At 71.2% G+C, this 18,196-nt stretch carries 16 protein-coding genes; 7 read left to right on the forward strand and 9 right to left on the reverse strand.

Translation table 11 applies throughout. From position 1 onward, the window contains the following. Positions 1 to 16 precede the first annotated feature (16 nt). On the reverse strand, positions 17 to 1,405 hold the full coding sequence (locus tag ADK65_RS09465; RefSeq protein ID WP_053669509.1) for an FAD-binding oxidoreductase: 1,389 nt from the start codon (positions 1,403 to 1,405) through the stop codon (positions 17 to 19). A gap of 177 nt (positions 1,406 to 1,582) precedes the next feature. Between ADK65_RS09465 and hemB the strand changes: the two genes are divergently transcribed. Then, positions 1,583 to 2,581, forward strand: coding sequence for a porphobilinogen synthase (gene hemB / locus ADK65_RS09470; protein ID WP_053669510.1), 999 nt, complete (start codon positions 1,583 to 1,585; stop codon positions 2,579 to 2,581). A gap of 10 nt (positions 2,582 to 2,591) precedes the next feature. On the opposite strand, the gene ADK65_RS09475 is transcribed toward hemB, so the two are convergent. Continuing rightward, positions 2,592 to 3,293, reverse strand: a complete 702-nt coding sequence (locus ADK65_RS09475; protein ID WP_053669511.1) for a DUF4232 domain-containing protein — start codon at positions 3,291 to 3,293, stop codon at positions 2,592 to 2,594. 228 nt (positions 3,294 to 3,521) lie between these two features. Between ADK65_RS09475 and ADK65_RS09480 the strand changes: the two genes are divergently transcribed. Next, the gene (locus tag ADK65_RS09480; protein ID WP_053669512.1) at positions 3,522 to 4,889 is read left to right on the forward strand and encodes a helix-turn-helix domain-containing protein; all 1,368 of its coding nucleotides are present in this window, start codon (positions 3,522 to 3,524) and stop codon (positions 4,887 to 4,889) included. A gap of 16 nt (positions 4,890 to 4,905) precedes the next feature. On the opposite strand, the gene ADK65_RS09485 is transcribed toward ADK65_RS09480, so the two are convergent. Then, entirely contained in the window at positions 4,906 to 5,262 is a 357-nt protein-coding gene (locus ADK65_RS09485; protein ID WP_234352838.1) for a hypothetical protein, read from the reverse strand. An 86-nt stretch (positions 5,263 to 5,348) separates the two neighbouring features. On the opposite strand from ADK65_RS09485, the gene ADK65_RS09490 reads away from it, so the two are divergent. Both ADK65_RS09490 and ADK65_RS09495 read left to right on the forward strand, forming a co-directional pair. Continuing rightward, positions 5,349 to 6,251, forward strand: a complete 903-nt coding sequence (locus tag ADK65_RS09490; protein WP_053669514.1) for an SAM-dependent methyltransferase — start codon at positions 5,349 to 5,351, stop codon at positions 6,249 to 6,251. 118 nt (positions 6,252 to 6,369) lie between these two features. Beyond that, positions 6,370 to 7,602, forward strand: a complete 1,233-nt coding sequence (locus ADK65_RS09495) for a PLP-dependent aminotransferase family protein (RefSeq protein WP_053669515.1) — start codon at positions 6,370 to 6,372, stop codon at positions 7,600 to 7,602. Here ADK65_RS09495 and ADK65_RS09500 read toward each other — a convergent pair. Continuing rightward, a complete protein-coding gene (locus tag ADK65_RS09500; RefSeq protein WP_053669516.1) occupies positions 7,568 to 8,353 on the reverse strand; it encodes a DUF4253 domain-containing protein in 786 nt (261 codons plus the stop codon). The two genes, ADK65_RS09495 and ADK65_RS09500, sit on opposite strands and share 35 nt — an antisense overlap. A gap of 96 nt (positions 8,354 to 8,449) precedes the next feature. Between ADK65_RS09500 and ADK65_RS09505 the strand changes: the two genes are divergently transcribed. Further along, the gene (locus ADK65_RS09505) at positions 8,450 to 8,950 is read left to right on the forward strand and encodes a DinB family protein (RefSeq protein ID WP_053669517.1); all 501 of its coding nucleotides are present in this window, start codon (positions 8,450 to 8,452) and stop codon (positions 8,948 to 8,950) included. Positions 8,951 to 9,061: 111 nt separating this feature from the next. On the opposite strand, the gene argS is transcribed toward ADK65_RS09505, so the two are convergent. Beyond that, complete coding sequence (argS, locus tag ADK65_RS09510) at positions 9,062 to 10,819, reverse strand: arginine--tRNA ligase (RefSeq protein WP_053669518.1); 1,758 nt, start codon at positions 10,817 to 10,819, stop codon at positions 9,062 to 9,064. Between the two features lie 149 nt (positions 10,820 to 10,968). On the opposite strand from argS, the gene lysS reads away from it, so the two are divergent. Continuing rightward, positions 10,969 to 12,717, forward strand: a complete 1,749-nt coding sequence (lysS, locus tag ADK65_RS09515) for a lysine--tRNA ligase (protein WP_053669519.1) — start codon at positions 10,969 to 10,971, stop codon at positions 12,715 to 12,717. 43 nt (positions 12,718 to 12,760) lie between these two features. Here lysS and ADK65_RS09520 read toward each other — a convergent pair whose 3' ends face one another. The 3 genes from ADK65_RS09520 to ADK65_RS09530 all read right to left on the reverse strand — a co-directional run bounded on the left by ADK65_RS09520 (position 12,761) and on the right by ADK65_RS09530 (position 16,003). Beyond that, positions 12,761 to 14,077 carry a DUF2637 domain-containing protein gene (locus tag ADK65_RS09520; protein ID WP_053669520.1) on the reverse strand — a complete coding sequence of 439 codons (1,317 nt, stop codon included), beginning with the start codon at positions 14,075 to 14,077 and terminating at the stop codon, positions 12,761 to 12,763. Between the two features lie 88 nt (positions 14,078 to 14,165). Next, the gene (locus tag ADK65_RS09525; RefSeq protein ID WP_234352839.1) at positions 14,166 to 15,050 is read right to left on the reverse strand and encodes a DUF3558 family protein; all 885 of its coding nucleotides are present in this window, start codon (positions 15,048 to 15,050) and stop codon (positions 14,166 to 14,168) included. A gap of 134 nt (positions 15,051 to 15,184) precedes the next feature. Then, positions 15,185 to 16,003: a hypothetical protein gene (locus ADK65_RS09530; protein ID WP_053669522.1), complete on the reverse strand. Its 819-nt coding sequence runs from the start codon at positions 16,001 to 16,003 to the stop codon at positions 15,185 to 15,187. A 171-nt stretch (positions 16,004 to 16,174) separates the two neighbouring features. Here ADK65_RS09530 and ADK65_RS09535 point away from each other — a divergent pair, with 171 nt between their 5' ends. Beyond that, positions 16,175 to 17,368 carry an RtcB family protein gene (locus ADK65_RS09535; protein WP_053669523.1) on the forward strand — a complete coding sequence of 398 codons (1,194 nt, stop codon included), beginning with the start codon at positions 16,175 to 16,177 and terminating at the stop codon, positions 17,366 to 17,368. A 10-nt stretch (positions 17,369 to 17,378) separates the two neighbouring features. Here the strand turns inward: ADK65_RS09535 and ADK65_RS09540 are convergent, their stop codons facing one another. After that, positions 17,379 to 18,155: an SDR family NAD(P)-dependent oxidoreductase gene (locus ADK65_RS09540; RefSeq protein ID WP_053669524.1), complete on the reverse strand. Its 777-nt coding sequence runs from the start codon at positions 18,153 to 18,155 to the stop codon at positions 17,379 to 17,381. Between the last annotated feature and the right edge of the window lie 41 nt (positions 18,156 to 18,196).

Consider the following 18,196-nt stretch of genomic DNA (forward strand, 5'->3'; position numbering starts at 1 on the left):
TTGCCTGTCGCTACGGCTACGCGGGTGTCACCGCGTGGCCGTAGCGCAGCAGGTTGTCCGGGTCGTAGACGGCCTTGTCGTGGCGTAGGCGGGCGTAGGCCTCCGGGGTCCAGGCGCGGGCGCGGTCCTGGTCGTCGCCGGGGGTGCCGTGGATGTTGACCATGGTGCGGCCCGTGCCGTACGGGGCCATGGCGTTGTACAGGCGGCGCGTCGCCTGTTCGACGGCCTCGGCGACGGGTGGGGCCGGCATGATGCCGACCGATTCCATGAAGTAGCGGGCGTCGCGGGCGCAGACGGCGTCCTCGACGGCCGACGGGCGGGCCAGCGCGCCGCCCATGTGGCGCAGTGAGGCGACCAGCAGCGGGTGGTCGGCGCCGGCCGCGGGGCCGACCTGCTCCAGGAACGTGTCGACGGCCTCGGGCGGCAGGTCGCGCAGGAGCATGCAGCACTCCCGTGCCGGGAGCGGGTCCTGCGGTTCCATGTGGATGCGGTCCAGCGCCGCGTGGTCCATCTCCTCGACCAGGTCGACGGCCACGGGTGCGGCTTGCCGCAGGGGCGCGAACAGGGCCTCCCCCTCGGCCGTGTCGCCCGGCCAGGCGATCGCGACCCGGGCCCAGAAGCCGCCGCGCAGGGGCTCGGGGATCTGGGGGATCGGCGGCAGGCGCAGGACCGAGAACATGCTGCACATCGCGTCGGGGACGGTGCGGGTCCAGTCCGTCCAGGCGCGCAGCAGGGCCCGGGCGTGCTCGGCGTGGCAGTACAGGCCGCCGCCGTAGAGGCGGGGCAGCGGCAGCAGTTCGGTGACCATCGAGGTGACGACGCCTACGTTGCCCTTGCCGCCGCGCAGCGCCCAGAACAGTTCCGGTTCGTGCCGGGGGTCCACCTCGCGCAGGTGCCCGTCCGGGGTGACGACCTGGAAGGAGCGGACCAGGTCGGCGGCGAAGCCGTAGGCCCTGCCGAGGACCGGGAGCCCGCCGCCCAGGGTGTAGCCGACGGCGCCCGCGTCCGTGGAGGTGCCGCACAGGCCCGCCAGGCCGTGCGGGGCGGCCGCCGCCATGACGTGGCTCCACTTCGCGCCCGCGGCGACGGTGGCGGTGCGGGTGGTGGGGTCGACGTCCACGTCCGTCATACGGGCCGTGCTGATCAGCAGGCCGTGCTCGATCGGGAAGTTGGCGCCGTGGCCGGTGGCCTGGACGGCTACGGGGGTGTGGGTGGCGTGTGCCCAGCGCATGGCGGTGACGACGTCGTCGGGGCCGGTGGCTCCCACGACCACGTCCGGGGTGTGGAGGGCGGCCAGGTTGAAGCCGGTGACCTCGTCGGCGTAGGCGGGGTCGCCGGGGCGCAGGACCGGGCCGTTGATCTCCGAGAGGGCGAAGAGGTCGGGGGTGTGGGGGTGGGTTGTCATCGCGTCCTCCGTGGGGGCGTACGGAGGGACGGCGACGGTGTGGGGGCCGTCGGGGTCCTTGTTGTTTCAGGATGGACCTGGGGGGTGCCGGGCGCATTGCGGGGCTGTGCGCGTGCTCGCCCGGGGCCGACAGGACGTCGGCATCGGGGGGTTCGGGGCGGGCGTAGCGTAGAGGGCATGACGACGTACGGATCTTTTCCCGGTACTCGGCCGCGGCGGTTGCGGACCAACCCCGTGATGCGTCGGATGGTCGCCGAGACCCGACTGCACCCCGCCGATCTCATTCTCCCGGCCTTCGTGCGGGAGGGCGTCAGCGAGCCCGTGCCGATCGGTGCCATGCCGGGGGTCGTGCAGCACACCCGGGACAGTCTGAAGAAGGCCGCGGCGGAGGCGGTCGCGGCGGGGATCTCCGGGATCATGCTGTTCGGCGTGCCGGAGGAGTCGAAGAAGGACGCGCTCGGGACGCCCGGGACCGACCCGGACGGGATCCTCCAGGTCGCCCTGCGGGACGTGCGGGCCGAGGTCGGCGACGACCTGCTCGTCATGTCCGACCTGTGCCTCGACGAGACCACCGACCACGGGCACTGCGGCGTCCTCGACGAGCAGGGGCGGGTCGACAACGACGCCACCCTGGAGCGGTACGCCGAGATGGCCCAGGTGCAGGCCGACGCCGGCGCCCATGTCGTCGGTCCCAGCGGGATGATGGACGGGCAGGTCGGGGTCGTCCGCGACGCACTCGACCAGATCGGGCGCGAGGACGTCGCGATCCTCGCCTACACCGTGAAGTACGCCTCCGCCTTCTACGGGCCCTTCCGGGAGGCCGTCGGCTCGTCCCTGCGAGGGGATCGGAAGACGTACCAGCAGGATCCCGCGAACGTGCGTGAGTCGCTGCGCGAGCTCGCCCTCGATCTGGAGGAGGGCGCCGACATGGTGATGGTCAAGCCGGCCGGACCTTACCTGGACATCCTCGCCCGCGTCTCGGACGCCGTGGACGTGCCGGTCGCCGCGTACCAGATCTCCGGCGAGTACTCGATGATCGAGGCCGCCGCCGAGAAGGGCTGGATCGACCGGGACCGGGCGATCATGGAGTCCCTGACCGGCATCCGGCGGGCCGGTGCGCGCAGCATCCTCACCTACTGGGCCACCGAGGTGGCCCAGAAGCTCAAGGAGCAGTAGGTCCCGGTCGTCAGTAGGACAGCGCGTCGTCCATGTCGCGCAGCCAGTAGGTGACCTTCAGGGTGCTGTCGTAGTACACGCCCTTGGCCGGCAGGGCCGGGACCGCCGAGGGGCCGCCGTCGCTGTTCGGCGTGTAGCCCTGGAAGCCGACCGTGAGCTTGCGGCCGGTGGTGCCCCACTCGCCGCTGCCGTCGGCCGCCGACAGCGAGACGCCCGCGTAGCCGGACTCGCCGGGGGCCAGGGTCGTCACCGCCTGCGGCTGGGAGTCCTCGATCGGCTGCGGCGCCCACTGCATCTCGTCGAAGCGCAGCGTCGGGTAGTAGGTGAGGTCGCACGTCTTCGACCCGGTGTTCTTCACCGTGAGCAGCATGTGGTTGACGGGGCGGCGGACCGGCTGGGCGGTGACGGTGGTGTTGGAGCCGTTGCACAGGACACGGGCCGCCGCGGCGCCCTTCGCGTCCTTCGCGCTCTTCCGGCCGGCCTGGGCGGCCTGTGTGCCCCTCGCCTGCGTGTCCCCCGCACCGCTGCCGCCCGCGGTGCCGTGCTCGTCCTGCCCGTTGCTGTCGCTCCCGGTCGGCTGCGTCGCCGGGACGGTCGCCGAGGCCGGCTCGGGGTGGGCGGCTCCCTCGTCCTTCGTGCCCGTGCCGTTCTGGCATGCCGTCAGGGCGAGGGCGGCCAGGAGGGCGACGGGAAGGGCGCGGTACTTGCGCATGCTTGCGTTTCCTTTCGGACAAAGGCGCTGGGTCAGCAGGCCCGGGTGGGTCGCGCTGCCGGTGGGCCGGGAGCGGCGTGCTTGGATGACCAGAGCTTGTGCGGTGATCCGTCCCGGCCGCCAGACCAGGCGGGACATCAGGGATGCTGGAACGCCCGCACATGCTCTGACCAGGGACAACAGTCATTCCCTGGAACGGGGGAACGGGACACGGGGCATGGAGGGGCAGTGTCGGAAGGCACGACCGCGGGAGAATTCGCCGCGCTGTTGGGGGAGTTGAAGGAGCGCTCGGGGCTGAGCTACGGGGTGCTCGCCAAGCGGCTCCACATGAGTACGTCGACGCTGCACCGGTACTGCAACGGGGACGCGGTGCCGACCGATTACGCGCCGGTGGAGCGGCTCGCCCGGCTGTGCAAGGCGTCGCCCACGGAACTGGTCGAGCTGCACCGGCGGTGGGTGCTGGCGGACGCCGGGCGAGTGCGCAAGGGGAGCGGCGGTACGAGGCCTGGGGGTACGGGGAGCGGCGCTGCGGAGGTGACCTCCGCCGTGGACGCCGACGTACCCGCACCGGACGGGTCCGCCGATGCCGACGCACTCCCGCCGGAGGAGTCCCCGGACACCGGCGTCTCCGCGCCGGAGCAGCACGCGGTCCGGAGCCGTCGTCGTGCGGTCCTCGCCGGGGTCGCCGCCGCCGTGGTCCTCGGTGGGGTCGGCCTCGCCGTGGCCGTCCCCTCGGGCGGCGACGAGGAGGGGCGGCGCGGAGCGGCGGTGGCCTCCGGCGCTGCCGGCGGGCCGGAGAAGGAGGGCACGGCGGCCTCCGTGTCGCCCTCGGCCCCTTCGCCCTCCAAGGGCGGCGACAAGAGCGTGCGCAAGGTCGGGGAGAAGGAGCAGAAGGAGGAGAAGGCGCGTGCCTCCGCGCCTCCCCCTTCGGCATCCGCCACCGGCGGGGGCGATCACCCGGGCGGTGGTGACGCCGCCCCCGCCGCTGTTCCCCTCACCGTGACCACGGAACCGCACGCCTGGGAAAGCCCCTGTTCCCAGCGCTACCTGGTGAATCTGCCGCCGGGGCAGGTCAAGCCGCCGCCGGCGGAACCGGGCGCGCCCGGCTGGGTCGCGGCGATGGCGGCCGTTCCCTCGGGGGAGCAGTTCCTGAAACTGACCGTGCAGGGGAAGGGCAAGGAGACCGTGGTCGTCAAGGGGCTGACGGTCCGGATGGCCGGCAAGAGGGCGCCGCTCGCCTGGAACGACTACGCCATGGGATATCCGGGCGTCGGGTGCGGCGGCGGCGTGCCCACCAGGTTCTTCACGGTCGCCCTCGACGCCATGCGTCCCGCGGTGGTGCCGGACGCGGGGCACGCGGACTTCCCCTTCAAGGTGAGTGAGTCCGACCCCGAGATGTACTACATCCGGGCCGACGCCTCCGCGTACGACGTCAGCTGGTACCTGGAGCTGCGGTGGTCCAGCGGGGGCCGGACGGGCACGCTGACCGTGGACGACCACGGCCGGCCCTTCCGTACGAGCGGCAACAACGGGCGTCCGGCCTACGAGTTCCCGCTGGGCGGCGAGAAGTGGGTCGAGGAGGGGACCACGGAGTAGTCGTGCGGCGGTGGCCTCAGTGGAACTCGTGGACCAGCTCGATCTCTCCGACGATGTGGGCGTTGAACTCGTCGAGTTCCTCGGCCGGGACCCACAGCTCCAGGATGGTGCGGCCGCCGGCCTGCCGGACCGGGTAGCGGGCGAGGAAGTCGGTGTCGACCTCGAACCGGGTGACGAAACCGGCGCCGTCGTGCTTCACGTTCCAGTCGCGGGCGATCTTGATGGCGTAGTCCTCGTCGAGGACCGGGTAGAAGATCGGCTGCTCGGGGAGCCGGGGTGGCCAGGCGCGCCAGTCGAGGTCCCGGACCAGGTCCAGCTCCTTGGGGCCGGTGGGTCGCCAGAGGGTCGTCGTCGCTCGGCTTTCGTTCCGCACGGGCACCATCAAATCAGTTGAACCGTTAGGTTGTTGACCGTCGTAGTGGTTGTTGGTTGAACTACACACTCTTCAGGGAGACGTCCATGTCCGCTGACGCCCTCAGTCAGGATCCCGCCGAGCTGCAGAGGAGGATCGACAGCAGCAAGGCGCACCCGGCACGGGTCTACGACGTCTTCCTCGGCGGCAAGGACCACTACCCAGCCGACCGGGACGCCGCCGCCGCCGCGCTCGCCGCCAACCCGCGCGGGTACCTCGACGTCCGGCACAACCGCGACTTCCTCCGGCGCGCGGTGACCACGCTCGTGGAACAGGACGGCATCCGGCAGTTCCTCGACATCGGCACCGGGCTGCCCACCGCCGAGAACGTCCACCAGATCGCCCAGCGCGTCACACCCGAGTCGCGGGTCGTGTACGTCGACAACGATCCCGTGGTGCTCGCGCACGCGCGTGCCCTGCTCACCAGCGGCCCCGAGGGACGCACGGACTACATCGACGCCGACCTCCGGGACCCGGACCGCATCCTCGAACAGGCCGCCAAGACCCTGGACTTCGACCAGCCGGTGGCGCTCTGCCTGGTCGCGATCCTGCACTTCGTCGCCGACGAGGAGGCCTATCCGCTGGTGAGCGGGCTGCTCGACGAACTGCCCGTCGGCAGCCGACTGGTACTGAGCCACCTCACCGACGACCTCAACCCCGAGAACATCCGCGCGGTCCAACGCACCTACACCGAACGCGGCTTCACCTTCGTGCTGCGCTCGCGGGCCGACGTCGAGCGGTTCTTCACCGAGAGCCGGCTGGAGATCACCGACCCGGGGGTCGTCCCCGCACACCGCTGGCGGCCCGACCACGCCGCCCCCGTCCCCGAGCAGCCGGAGGAGTCCTTCCTCGCCGGGCTGGAGGAGATCGAGAAGGTGCGGTACCGCGACATCAACGACGTCACGGACGCGGACATCAACGTGTACGCGGCGATCGGCACCAAGGGGTGAGCCCTGGTGCGCCGGGTGTCCGGCGGGGCGTCCGGATCCCGGAAACCTGCTTGTAGACGGCACGTACTTCTCTAGGCTGCGGGACACCAGGCGTCACCGCAGCCCGAGGAGCCGACTCATGACCGTCGCCGAACCCCTGCCCACCCACTCTCCCGTGCCGCCCCTGGCCGCGCGGGCGCAGGCCGTCGGCGGCTCTCCCGTACGCGACATCCTCGCCGTCACCGCCCGCCCCGAGGTGATCAACTTCGCGGGCGGGCTCCCGGCACCGGAGCTGTTCGACGCCCGGGGCATCGCCGCGGCCTACGAGGCCGTGCTCGCCGAGGCGCCCGCGCGGGCGCTGCAGTACTCCACCACCGAGGGCGAACCCGCGCTGCGGGACGCGCTCGCCGCCCGCACCACCGCGCGCGGTCTGCCGACCGGCCCCGACGACCTGCTCGTCACCACCGGCTCGCAGCAGGCCCTTTCGCTCCTTGCCACCGCCCTCCTCGAACCGGGCGACACCGTCCTCGTCGAGAACCCCTGCTATCTGGCGGCACTGCAGGCCTTCGGCTTCGCCGGGGCACGGATCGTGGCCGTACCCGGCGACGAACACGGCGTCGGCCCCGGGGCCCTGGAGGAACTCGTCGTGCGGGAGCGGCCCAAGCTGCTCTACACGGTGCCCACCTTCCAGAACCCCACCGGCCGGACCCTGCCCGCCGAACGCCGCGCCGCCGTGGCCGCCGTCGCCGCGCGGCGCGGCCTGTGGATCGTCGAGGACGACCCCTACGGCGAGCTGCGCTACGAGGGTGAGTGCGTGCCGTGGATCGCCGTCCAGCCGGGCGCCGAGGACCGGACCGTGCTGCTCGGCAGCTTCTCCAAGGTCATGGCGCCCGGGCTGCGGCTGGGCTGGCTGCGGGCGCCCGGGGAGCTGAGGCGGGCCTGTGCCGTCGCCAAGCAGGCCGCCGACCTGCACACCCCGACGGTCAACCAGCTCGCCGCGGCCCGCTATGTGGCCGACCACGACCTCGACGCCCATGTCGCCCGCGTCGCCGGCGTGTACCGAGAACGCCGCGACGCGATGCTCTGCGGACTGGCCGGGGCGCTGCCCGAGGGGTCGGTCTGGAACCGGCCCGAGGGCGGCATGTTCCTCTGGGCGCGCCTGCCGGAGCCGTACGACACGACGGCCCTGCTGCCGCAGGTGGTCCGGCACGACGTGGCCTACGTCCCCGGCGCGCCCTTCTACGCCGGCCCGCCCGACCGGACGACCCTGCGGCTGTGCTTCGTGACGCAGACGCCCGAGGAGATCGGGGAGGGGCTGCGCCGGCTGGGGGAGGGGCTCAGTCCCACCAGAAGTGCCAAGTCCGCTGGTTGAGGACCTGGTGATCGGCATAGGCCCGGAGGGTCGGGTCCGCGCCTTGGTGGATGTTGCCGGGGCAGAACGCGAAGTGCTCGGCGGCGACGGCCAGCGCGGCGGCCTGGCTCGTGGGCGGGCTCGCCACGGACACCAGCAGCTGATCGAAGCCGAGGCCTACGACGCGTATGCCGAAGCGGTCCTCCCAGGAGCGGAGCACCGCGCTGAGCCGGGCCGTGTCGCCCTCGTGGTTCACCGGGCCCGTCCAGCCGATCGCCGTCGGGAGGTCCGCGCTGCGGCGGGCCGGGACCAGGGCGGGGCGGGGCTCCTTGAACGGGCCGCCGTCGCCGAGCAGGGTGTCCGCGACGTCGGCGGCCAGGGCGTCGGGGTCCCGGCCCGGGGCGAGGGGCCCGGCCGGTCCGGGCCATGCCTCGCCCTGCGCGGCGTGCTCCTCCCAGTACTCGGCGAGCACCTCCTGCGCGTCGTGGTCCCCCGGGTAGGACACCCCACCGGGCATCAGCTCCCAGCGGTCCGGGCCGCCATGGCCGTCGCCCGTCTCCAGCACGAGGGGAAGCAGTCCCGCCCGGCGAGCCGGCTCCAGTGCCGCCCAGCCGCCCGGAAGGGCCCGCCCGTCCGCGCACCACAGCAGCGGCTCGTGGCGGGGGCCCTCGTCGGTGGTGCCGAGGAGCGTCCCGGCGGGGAGCCGAAGGCCGAGCGAGCCGCCGCTCGGGTCTGCCGCCAGCGCCGGCAGAGGATTGGGAAGAGTCGCCATGGCGGTGACTCTAGAGCCGGCCACTGACATCCCGGCCGGCCCCGCGACCGTCATGGCGGACAGAATCCGTCCTATTGGCGCCTTACCGTTCGGGACATGACCACTTCCCCGGAGAAGACGGACCTGCTGGCGGCGTTCGCGGAACAGCGTGCCCTGCTGCTGCTCACCGTGCAGGGGCTCACCGACGCGCAGGCCGCGCGGCGTACGACCGTGAGCGAGCTGACCCTCGGCGGCATCCTGAAGCACCTGGCCCAGGGCCAGGAGACGTGGACGCAGATCATGACCAAGGCCGACGGGGAACTGCCCGACGGCATGCTGGACATGGCGCAGTACCGGATGTCCGGGAGCGACACCCTCCCCGCCCTGCTGGAGCGCTACGAGTCGGCCGCGCGGGCCGCCGAGGAGGCGGTGGCCGGGCTGCCGGACCTGGACGTGCGCGTTCCGCTGCCGCGCACCCCCTGGTCCCCGCCGGACCCCGGGCACTGGTCCGTCCGCCGGATCCTGCTGCACCTGATCAAGGAGACCGCCCAGCACGCCGGGCACGCCGACATCATCCGGGAGGCCCTGGACGGCGCGAACAGCACGGCCCGGCGCTGACCCGGTGCGGCATCGGACCAGAGTGTCACGGCACACGCTGCCCCGGAACGCCCGAGGGCGGCACTCCACAGGGGAGTGCCGCCCTCGGGACCGTCGGCCGGGGCCCCGGGCTCAGAGGCGCTCGGGTGTCCGGATGCCCAGCAGGTTCATGCCCTGGCGGAGCGTGCGGGCCGTGATGTCGCAGAGGAACAGCCGGTTCTCGACCTGCTCGGGCGTCTCGGCCTTGAGGACCGGGCACTTGTCGTAGAACGCCGTGTACAGCGACGCCAGCTGGTACAGGTACGCCGCCAGCTTGTGCGGGGCGTACTCCGCGGCGGCTTCGAAGACCGTGTCGCCGAAGGTGTCCAGGTGCAGACCGAGCGCCCGCTCCGCCGGGGCGAGCGCGAGCTCCGGGTGTGCGACCGGCTTCGTCTCGCCGGCCTTGCGCAGGATCGACTGGATCCGGGCGTAGGCGTACTGGAGGTAGACGGACGTGTCGCCGTTCAGCGACACCATCTGGTCCAGGTCGAACTTGTAGTCCCGGCTCGGCGACGTCGACAGGTCCGCGTACTTCACGGCACCGATGCCGACCTGGGCGGCCCGCTCCTGGATCTCGTCCTCGGTGAGGTCCTGTGCCTTCTCCCGTACGACCTCGGCGGCCCGCTGCACGGCCTCGTCCAGCAGGTCCTCCAGCCGTACGGTCTCGCCCTCACGGGTCTTGAACGGCTTGCCGTCCGCGCCGAGCACCGTGCCGTAGCCCATGTTGTGCGCGGTGACGTGCTCGCCCAGCCAGCCGGCCCGGCGGGCCGTCTCGAAGACCATCTTGAAGTGCAGCGACTGGCGCACGTCCACGACGTACAGCAAGGTCGTCGCCCGCAGGTCGAAGACGCGGTTGCGGATCGCCGTCAGGTCGGAGGCCGCGTAGCCGAAGCCGCCGTCCGCCTTCTGCACGATCAGCGGGACCGGCTGGTCGTCCTTGCCGCGGATCTCGTCGAAGAACACCACGAGCGCGCCTTCGGAGCGCACGGCGACACCCGTCTCCTCCAGGATGCGGGCGGTCTCGGGCATGCCCTCGTTGTAGGCGGACTCGCCGACGATCTCCTCGTCGCGGATCTCCATGTCGAGCTTCTCGAAGACGGAGTAGAAGTAGACCTTCGACTCGTCCACGAACTGCTGCCACAGCTCGAGCGTCTCCTTGTCACCGGACTGCAGGGCGACGACCCGCCCCCGGGCCCGCTCCTTGAACTCCTCGTCCGCGTCGAAGAGCGCACGCGACGCCTTGTACACCCGGTTCAGGTTGCTCATCGCCTGCTCGCCGTCGACGTCGGCCGCGGGGGCCAGCTCGCCGGGGTGCTCGAACAGGTACTGGATGAGCATGCCGAACTGGGTGCCCCAGTCGCCGATGTGGTGCCGGCCGATCGTCTGCTCACCGGTGAAGTCGAGCATGCCGCGCAGGGCGTCGCCGATGACCGCCGACCGCAGGTGACCGACGTGCATCTCCTTCGCCACGTTCGGCTGGGCGTAGTCGACGACCGTGATGCCCGCGTTCTCCTTCAGCGGCACGCCGAGGCGCTCGCCGTCCGCGTGCCGCGCGGCGAGGTTCTCCGTGATCGCCCGGTCGGTGATCGTGACGTTCAGGAAGCCGGGGCCGGAGACCTCGACATCCTTGATCAGCTCACCCGACTCGACCCGGGAGACGACCTGCGTGGCCAGCTCGCGCGGGTTGGCCTTCTCCTTCTTGGCGAGGGCCAGGATCCCGTTGGCCTGGAAGTCGGCCCGGTCGCTTCGTCGCAGCAGCGGGTCCGCGGAGCCGGCCTGCGGCAGAGCCGCCGACAGGGCCGCCGCGAGGCGCTGGTGGACGGAGTCGCTGAGGGACGTGACCGAGGCCATGGGCGAGGGTGCCGTTCTCCTAGGGGAAATCGATGGACCCGGCCAGTATCCCATGGGGGTAAAGCCGTTTTTCCGGGCGCGAAGCGGTCTGGGACAATGATGCGGTCAGCCGTGCGACCGTACCGGCTGCCCGATGCAGAAAGAAGGACGTGCCGATCGTGGCTCAGAGCACCGAGACCACCGACTGGGTCTCCCGTTTCGCGGATGAGGTCATCGAGGAGTCGGAGCGCCGGGCCCCGGGCAAACCCGTCGTCGTCGCGTCCGGCCTCTCGCCGTCGGGCCCCATCCACCTCGGCAACCTGCGCGAGGTCATGACCCCGCACCTCGTCGCCGACGAGATCCGCCGCCGCGGCCACCAGGTGCGGCACCTGATCTCCTGGGACGACTACGACCGCTACCGCAAGGTGCCCAAGGGCATCGCCGGGGTCGACGAAGAGGCCTGGAAGGAGCACATCGGCAAGCCGCTGACGTCCGTCCCGGCGCCCAAGGGCTCCTCGCACCCGAACTGGGCCGAGCACTTCAAGGCCGCGATGATCGAGTCGCTGGCCGACCTGGGCGTGGAGTTCGACGGCATCAGCCAGACCGCGCAGTACACCTCCGGCGTGTACCGCGAGCAGATCCTGCACGCCATCAGGCACCGCGGCGACATCGACGCGATCCTCGACCAGTACCGCACGAAGAAGGCCCCCGCCAAGAAGCAGCAGGGGCAGAAGCCGGTGGACGAGGCCGAGCTGGAGGCCGCCGAGGGCTCCGGCGCGGCCGGCGAGGACGACGGCAGTTCCACCGCCGCCGGGTACTTCCCGTACAAGCCGTACTGCGGCAACTGCGAGAAGGACCTCACCACCGTCACCTCCTACGACGACGACTCCACCGAGCTGACGTACGCCTGCACCGCGTGCGGCTTCTCCGAGACGGTCCGGCTCAACGAGTTCAACCGCGGCAAGCTGGTCTGGAAGGTCGACTGGCCGATGCGGTGGGCGTACGAGGGTGTGATCTTCGAGCCCTCCGGTGTCGACCACTCCTCCCCGGGGTCGTCGTTCCAGGTCGGCGGGCAGATCGTCGGCATCTTCGGCGGGAAGCAGCCGATCGGGCCGATGTACGCCTTCGTCGGCATCTCCGGCATGGCGAAGATGTCGTCCTCGAAGGGCGGCGTGCCCACCCCGGCCGACGCCCTGCAGATCATGGAGCCGCAGCTGCTGCGCTGGCTGTACGCGCGCCGCAGGCCCAACCAGTCCTTCAAGGTCGCCTTCGACCAGGAGATCCAGCGGCTCTACGACGAGTGGGACCGTCTCGACGCCAAGGTCGCCGACGGCAGCGCCCTGCCGGCCGACGTCGCCGCGCACGCGCGTGCCGTGGGCACGGCCGCCGGTGAGCTGCCCCGGACGTCCCGGCCGCTGCCGTACCGGACGCTGGCGTCCGTCGCGGACATCACCGCCGGGCACGAGGACCAGGCGCTGCGCATCCTCAGCGAGCTCGACCCCGAGCAGCCGCTGGCCTCCCTCGACGAGGCGCGCCCGCGCTACGACAAGGCCGAGGCCTGGATCAACACGCACGTCCCGGCCGACCAGCGGACGATCGTGCGGGACGAGCCGGACGCCGAGCTGCTGAAGTCCCTCGACGAGCCGGGCCGCGAGTCGCTGCGGCTGCTGCTCGACGGACTGGCCGACCACTGGTCGCTCGACGGGCTGACGCACCTGGTGTACGGCGTGCCGAAGGTGCAGGCCGGGTTCTCCGCCGACGCCACGCCCAAGGAGCTGCCGCCGGAGATCAAGACCGCCCAGCGGTCGTTCTTCGCGCTGCTGTACCACCTGCTGGTGGGCCGTGACACCGGGCCGCGGCTGCCCACGCTGCTGCTCGCGGTCGGGCAGGACCGGGTGCGGACGCTGCTCGGCCGGTAACCGCCGCCGCAAGAGAAGGGGCCCTGGTGTCAGGGCCCCTTCGTCATGCGATGTGCTCGTCCGTCAGCTCTGCGTTGAGACGGTTGGAAAAACGGTTCACCATGCGCTTGGACTCGGCCTCCTCCAGCGTGACGCCGTACGTCGCCTCGACATCGGCGATGAACCCGCGCGGGGTGGGCGCTCCGTTCCCGCTCTTGATCGACTCACGGAAGATCTGGTAGTACGCCTCCTCGTCCGGCTCCGTGGGAGGTGTGCCGCCGCCGTCGCCCAGCTCGCGTGTGCGGTTCGGGCCGACCGGGATGGGGAAGCTGCCGGTGTCCTCAGGGGAGAGGGTCTCCTGCGACAAGTCGGAATGCTGGGCGGCCTGCGGAGGCTCGGCGATCCACCGGGCGTACTGGTCGGGGTCGAAGGCCGGGTCGTAGCCGCCCTGGTACTCCACCTCGCGCGGGGTGTTGAACCAGGGGCTCTGGTCGGGTTCGGGTTCCTCGTCGGGCGCTTGCGGGCGGGGGCTGCCGTCGAGCTCCGGACGCTGCCCACCGCGGGGCGCCGCAGCGCCCGCCTGTGCCGCCCCGGCGGCACGACCGGCCGCGGCGAGGGCCGCGTCCGCCGCGAGCGTCTTCGGCTCCGCCGCGTCCAGCGCCTGCTGCGGAGCCGGCGGTATCAAGGCCGGCTCGATCCCCGCGGCCGCCAGCCCCGCCGGAGCCGTCTCCGCCAACGGCACCCCGTACTTCGCCAGCCGCAGCGGCATCAGCGACTCCACCGGAGCCTTCCTGCGCCACGCCCGCCCGAACCGCGACCGCAGCCGCGCCTGGTAGACCAGCCGCTCCTGCTCCAGCTTGATGACCTGGTCGTAGGAGCGCAGCTCCCAGAGCTTCATGCGGCGCCACAGCAGGAACGTCGGGACCGGGGAGAGGAGCCAGCGGGTGAGACGGACGCCCTCCATGTGCTTGTCGGCCGTGATGTCGGCGATCCGGCCGATCGCGTGCCGGGCCGCCTCGACCGCGACCACGAACAGCACCGGGATCACCGCGTGCATGCCCACACCGAGCGGATCCGGCCACGCGGCCGCGCCGTTGAAGGCGATCGTCGCCGCCGTCAGCAGCCAGGCCGTCTGACGCAGGAGGGGGAACGGGATCCTGATCCAGGTGAGGAGCAGATCCAGGGCCAGCAGGACACAGATGCCCGCGTCGATGCCGATCGGGAACACGTAGGAGAAGTTCCCGAAGCCCTTCTTGATGGCCAACTCGCGGACCGCCGCGTACGAACCGGCGAAGCCGATACCGGCGATGATCACGGCACCGGCCACGACCACGCCGATGAGAACGCGGTGCATCCGAGTCAGCTGCAGTGGCGCGGCCACCCGTAATCCCCTCCCCTTGCGTGTTGTTGCGCGCAACAGGGTGGCACATGTGTGCGGGGAACGGGTGGCCGGTTCCTGTCGGAACTGCTCAGCTCTTCGACGCGGGCTTCTTGGACGGCGAGGCCGAGGCGCCCTTCGAGGACTCGTCCGACGCCTCCTTGGACGCCGACTTCGAAGGCGACTTCGACGGCTTCGACGACTCGGACGCGGCACCGGACGGAGCACTGCCGCCCTTGCCGTTCGCGTTCGACACCGCCTTCACTGCCTCCTTGACGGCCTTCTTCGCGTCCTTCAGCAGGTCGCCCTCGTCCGGCGTCTTGTCACCGGCCAGACCGGCGCCGTTGTAGTCGAGCGTGACCACGACGTTCTCCACGCGCGCCACGAGCGTCTGCTGCTTGAACGTGCCTTCCTTCTTCTTCAGGTCGTAGTGCACGGCCGTCGCCTGATCGCCCGTACCGGACACCGGCTCCGACTTGACGCCCTTCGCGCCCTCGGCGGCCTGGGCCTCCTGGACCTGCTTCTCGTAGTACTCCTGAGCCAGCTTGTCGGCCGGGCCGCGGGTGACGTCCGACTCGAAGCGCAGCATCGACACGTTCAGCCAGCGGAACTGCGAGCCCTTCACACCGTTGTTGTCGAGGCTGTTCCAGGAGCAGCCGGCACGCGTCGAGATGTCGTCCGACTTGCTCTCCTTGCCGGACACACCCTTCGGCACGAGGTCCTTCAGCGTCTTCTTCGAGAGCACCTTGCAGGGCTCCGGAAGCTTGTCGTACGCCGCCGCCTGCACGGTCGGTGACGGGCTCGACGACGCCGAAGCCGCCGCCTTGGCGGCCTTGTCCGTGCTGTCGCCGGAGCCGGAGTCCGAGGAGCAGCCGGCGGCGACCAGCACCACGGGGACGGCGGCCGCGCAGACAAGGACGCGGCCCCGGCGCTTCGCTCGCTGGTCTCGCTCTACTCGCTGTGCTCGTCGCTGCATGGTTCCTTCACTCATGACGCTCGTGGTTCCCTGCGGTCGGAACGGGTCCGAATGGTCACCGTACGCGCTGAGGCAGCGATGTGTTCTTTCTTCGGGTGCTTCGCGGGTGGGCGTGAAGGGGCCGTGAAGGGGCCTCAGTCGCCCAGCGACTCCGCCAGCCGGGAGGCCAGTTTCTGCGCCCTGTCCTGCATTTCCTTGCTGTCCGGGACGACACCGACGGTCGTCGGCTGCTCCGCGTACTCGATGGTCACGATGACGTTGGACGTGCGGAACGCCACAGTCACCGTCCGCTGCTTCGCCGTCGAACCGGAACTGTTCAGCCCGTCGTCGAGGAAGGCCTCGTCGCCGAGGTCCTCCAGGACCCGGGGCTGCAGATCGGTCGGGGTCGCCGACGGGGGCGCCGAGGGCGAGGAGGAACCGGAGGGGGCCGGGGAACCGCTCGGTGACGCCGCCGCACCGCCCGCCGGGGTGCTGCCGGAGGCCGCCGTCTGCGTGGTGGTCGGCTCGGGCAGGTGAGCCGCGGCCTCCCGCTCCGCGAAGAGCTGCTCGGCCTGGCTGTCGTCGCTGACGGCGTTGTCGTAGGAGACGACCCGCTCGAAGTCGATCAGCAGATGGTCGGTGGCCGCCGAGGAGTCCACCTTCCAGCGGCAGCCGACCTTGCGGTCGGTGTCGAAGGTGGTCGTCGGCTCGCCCTCGTAGGCCTGGTCGCGCTGTTCCTCGTCGCCGATCTGCCGGATGCCCGGGAGCAGTTCGTCGAGCGTGCTCTCGCCGACCTCGGCGCACGGATCGGGCAGCGTGCGGTAGCGGCCGGGCTCGGCGGCGGGCGATGCCGTGCCGGTGTCGTCGGGGTTGGATTCGTCCGTCGGGCCGCCGTCGGCCGAGCCGCCGGTGCAGCCGGCCAGTACCGCCACGAGGAGCGCGGCGATTCCGGGTGCCCACGCCTTCCGTCGCACGTGGTGGCTCCTCTCGACACGGATATTGGCTTGCCGCCGTACAGCGGGCGATGGACACAATGTGTATCGCACGCACTGCCGTGGACGCCGGTCCGATTTCCTTTTCGTCGACCTTGGCGCCGGTATTTGCTGTTGAAGACTTCTGTTCGTTTACGGGGGATTGAGGGCGTTATGTCGTACGTAGAGATACCGGGTGCGAAGGTACCGATCCGGATGTGGACCGACCCGGCCTCGGTCGAGGAGGGCGCGCTCCAGCAGTTGCGGAACGTCGCCACGCTGCCGTGGATCAAGGGCCTGGCGGTCATGCCCGACGTGCACTACGGCAAGGGAGCCACGGTCGGCTCGGTCATCGCCATGCGGGGCGCGGTGTGTCCGGCGGCGGTGGGCGTGGACATCGGCTGCGGGATGTCGGCGGTGAAGACGTCCCTGACGGCGAACGACCTGCCCGGCGACCTGTCCCGGCTGCGTTCGCGGATCGAGCAGGCCATTCCGGTGGGCCGGGGGATGCATGACGACCCGGTGGATCCGGGGCGGTTCCACGGGCTGGCCACCGCCGGATGGGACGACTTCTGGTCGCGGTTCGGTGGGGTGGCGGAAGCGGTCAAGTTCCGTCAGGAACGTGCCACAAAACAGATGGGAACGCTCGGTGGAGGCAACCATTTTGTCGAGGTGTGCACGGATACGACCGGTTCTGTCTGGCTGATGCTGCATTCCGGTTCCCGGAACATCGGCAAGGAACTGGCCGAGCATCACATCGGTGTGGCCCAGAAGCTCCCGCACAACCAGGGTCTGGTCGACCGCGACCTCGCGGTGTTCGTCGCGGACACCCCGCAGATGGCGGCATACCGCAACGACCTGTTCTGGGCGCAGGAGTACGCGAAGCACAATCGCTCGATCATGATGGCGCTCCTGAAGGACGTGATCCGCAAGGAGTTCAAGAAGGCCAAGCCGACGTTCGAGCCGGAGATCAGCGCGCACCACAACTACGTGGCCGAGGAGCGCTACGAGGGGATGGACCTGCTCGTGACCCGCAAGGGCGCGATCCGGGCCGGCTCCGGCGAGTACGGGATCATCCCGGGCTCCATGGGCACGGGTTCGTACATCGTGAAGGGCCTCGGCAACGCCAAGTCCTTCAACTCGGCCTCGCACGGCGCGGGCCGGCGCATGAGCCGCAACGCGGCCAAGCGCCGGTTCTCCACGAAGGACCTGGAGCAGCAGACCCAGGGCGTGGAGTGCCGCAAGGACTCCGGTGTCGTCGACGAGATCCCCGGCGCCTACAAGCCGATCGAGCAGGTCATCGACCAGCAGCGGGACCTGGTGGAGGTCGTGGCGCGCATCAAGCAGGTCGTCTGTGTGAAGGGCTGACCGGCAGGCTCTACGACTCCCGGTGCACCTTCGTGTTCGACGCCTGGGCGCGGGGGCGCAGGACCAGGAGGTCGACGTTGACGTGGGCGGGGCGGGTGACCGCCCACGTGATCGTGTCGGCCACGTCGTCGGCCGTCAGGGGCTCGGCGACGCCCTGGTAGACCTTGGCGGCCTTCTCCTCGTCGCCGCCGAAGCGGGTCAGGGCGAACTCGTCCGTCTTGACCATGCCGGGGGCGATCTCGATGACGCGGACCGGCTGCCCGACGATCTCCAGGCGCAGGGTCTCGGCCAGGACGTGGGCGCCGTGCTTGGCGGCGACGTAGCCCCCGCCGCCCTCGTAGGTGCCGTGGCCGGCGGTGGAGGAGACGACCACGACCGTGCCGTCGCCGCTCGCGATCAGCTTGGGCAGCAGGGCCTGGGTGAGGTTGAGGGTGCCGAGGACGTTCGTCTCGTACATCCGGCGCCAGTCGTCCGGGTCGCCGGTGGCGACCGGGTCGGCGCCCAGCGCGCCGCCCGCGTTGTTGACCAGCACGCCGATCGTCCTGAACGCCGTGGCGAACTCGTCGACCGCCGCGCGGTCCGTGACGTCGAGGGCGTAGGCCGTGGCCTGGTGGCCCGCCGCGTTGATCTCCTCGGCCAGGGCCTCGATGCGGTCCTTGCGGCGCGCGGTGAGGACGACGCGGTAGCCCGCCGCGGCGAGTTGCCGGGCCGTGGCGGCGCCGATTCCGCTGCTCGCACCCGTGACGACGGCGATGCGGGAGGCTGCGGACGGGGCGGCGGTGGCCATGGGAGCTCCTCGGGCGTGGGTGTGCGGGGCGGACGGGGCGC

The sequence above is a fragment of the Streptomyces sp. NRRL B-1140 genome (assembly GCF_001280065.1).
Classification (GTDB): domain Bacteria; phylum Actinomycetota; class Actinomycetes; order Streptomycetales; family Streptomycetaceae; genus Streptomyces.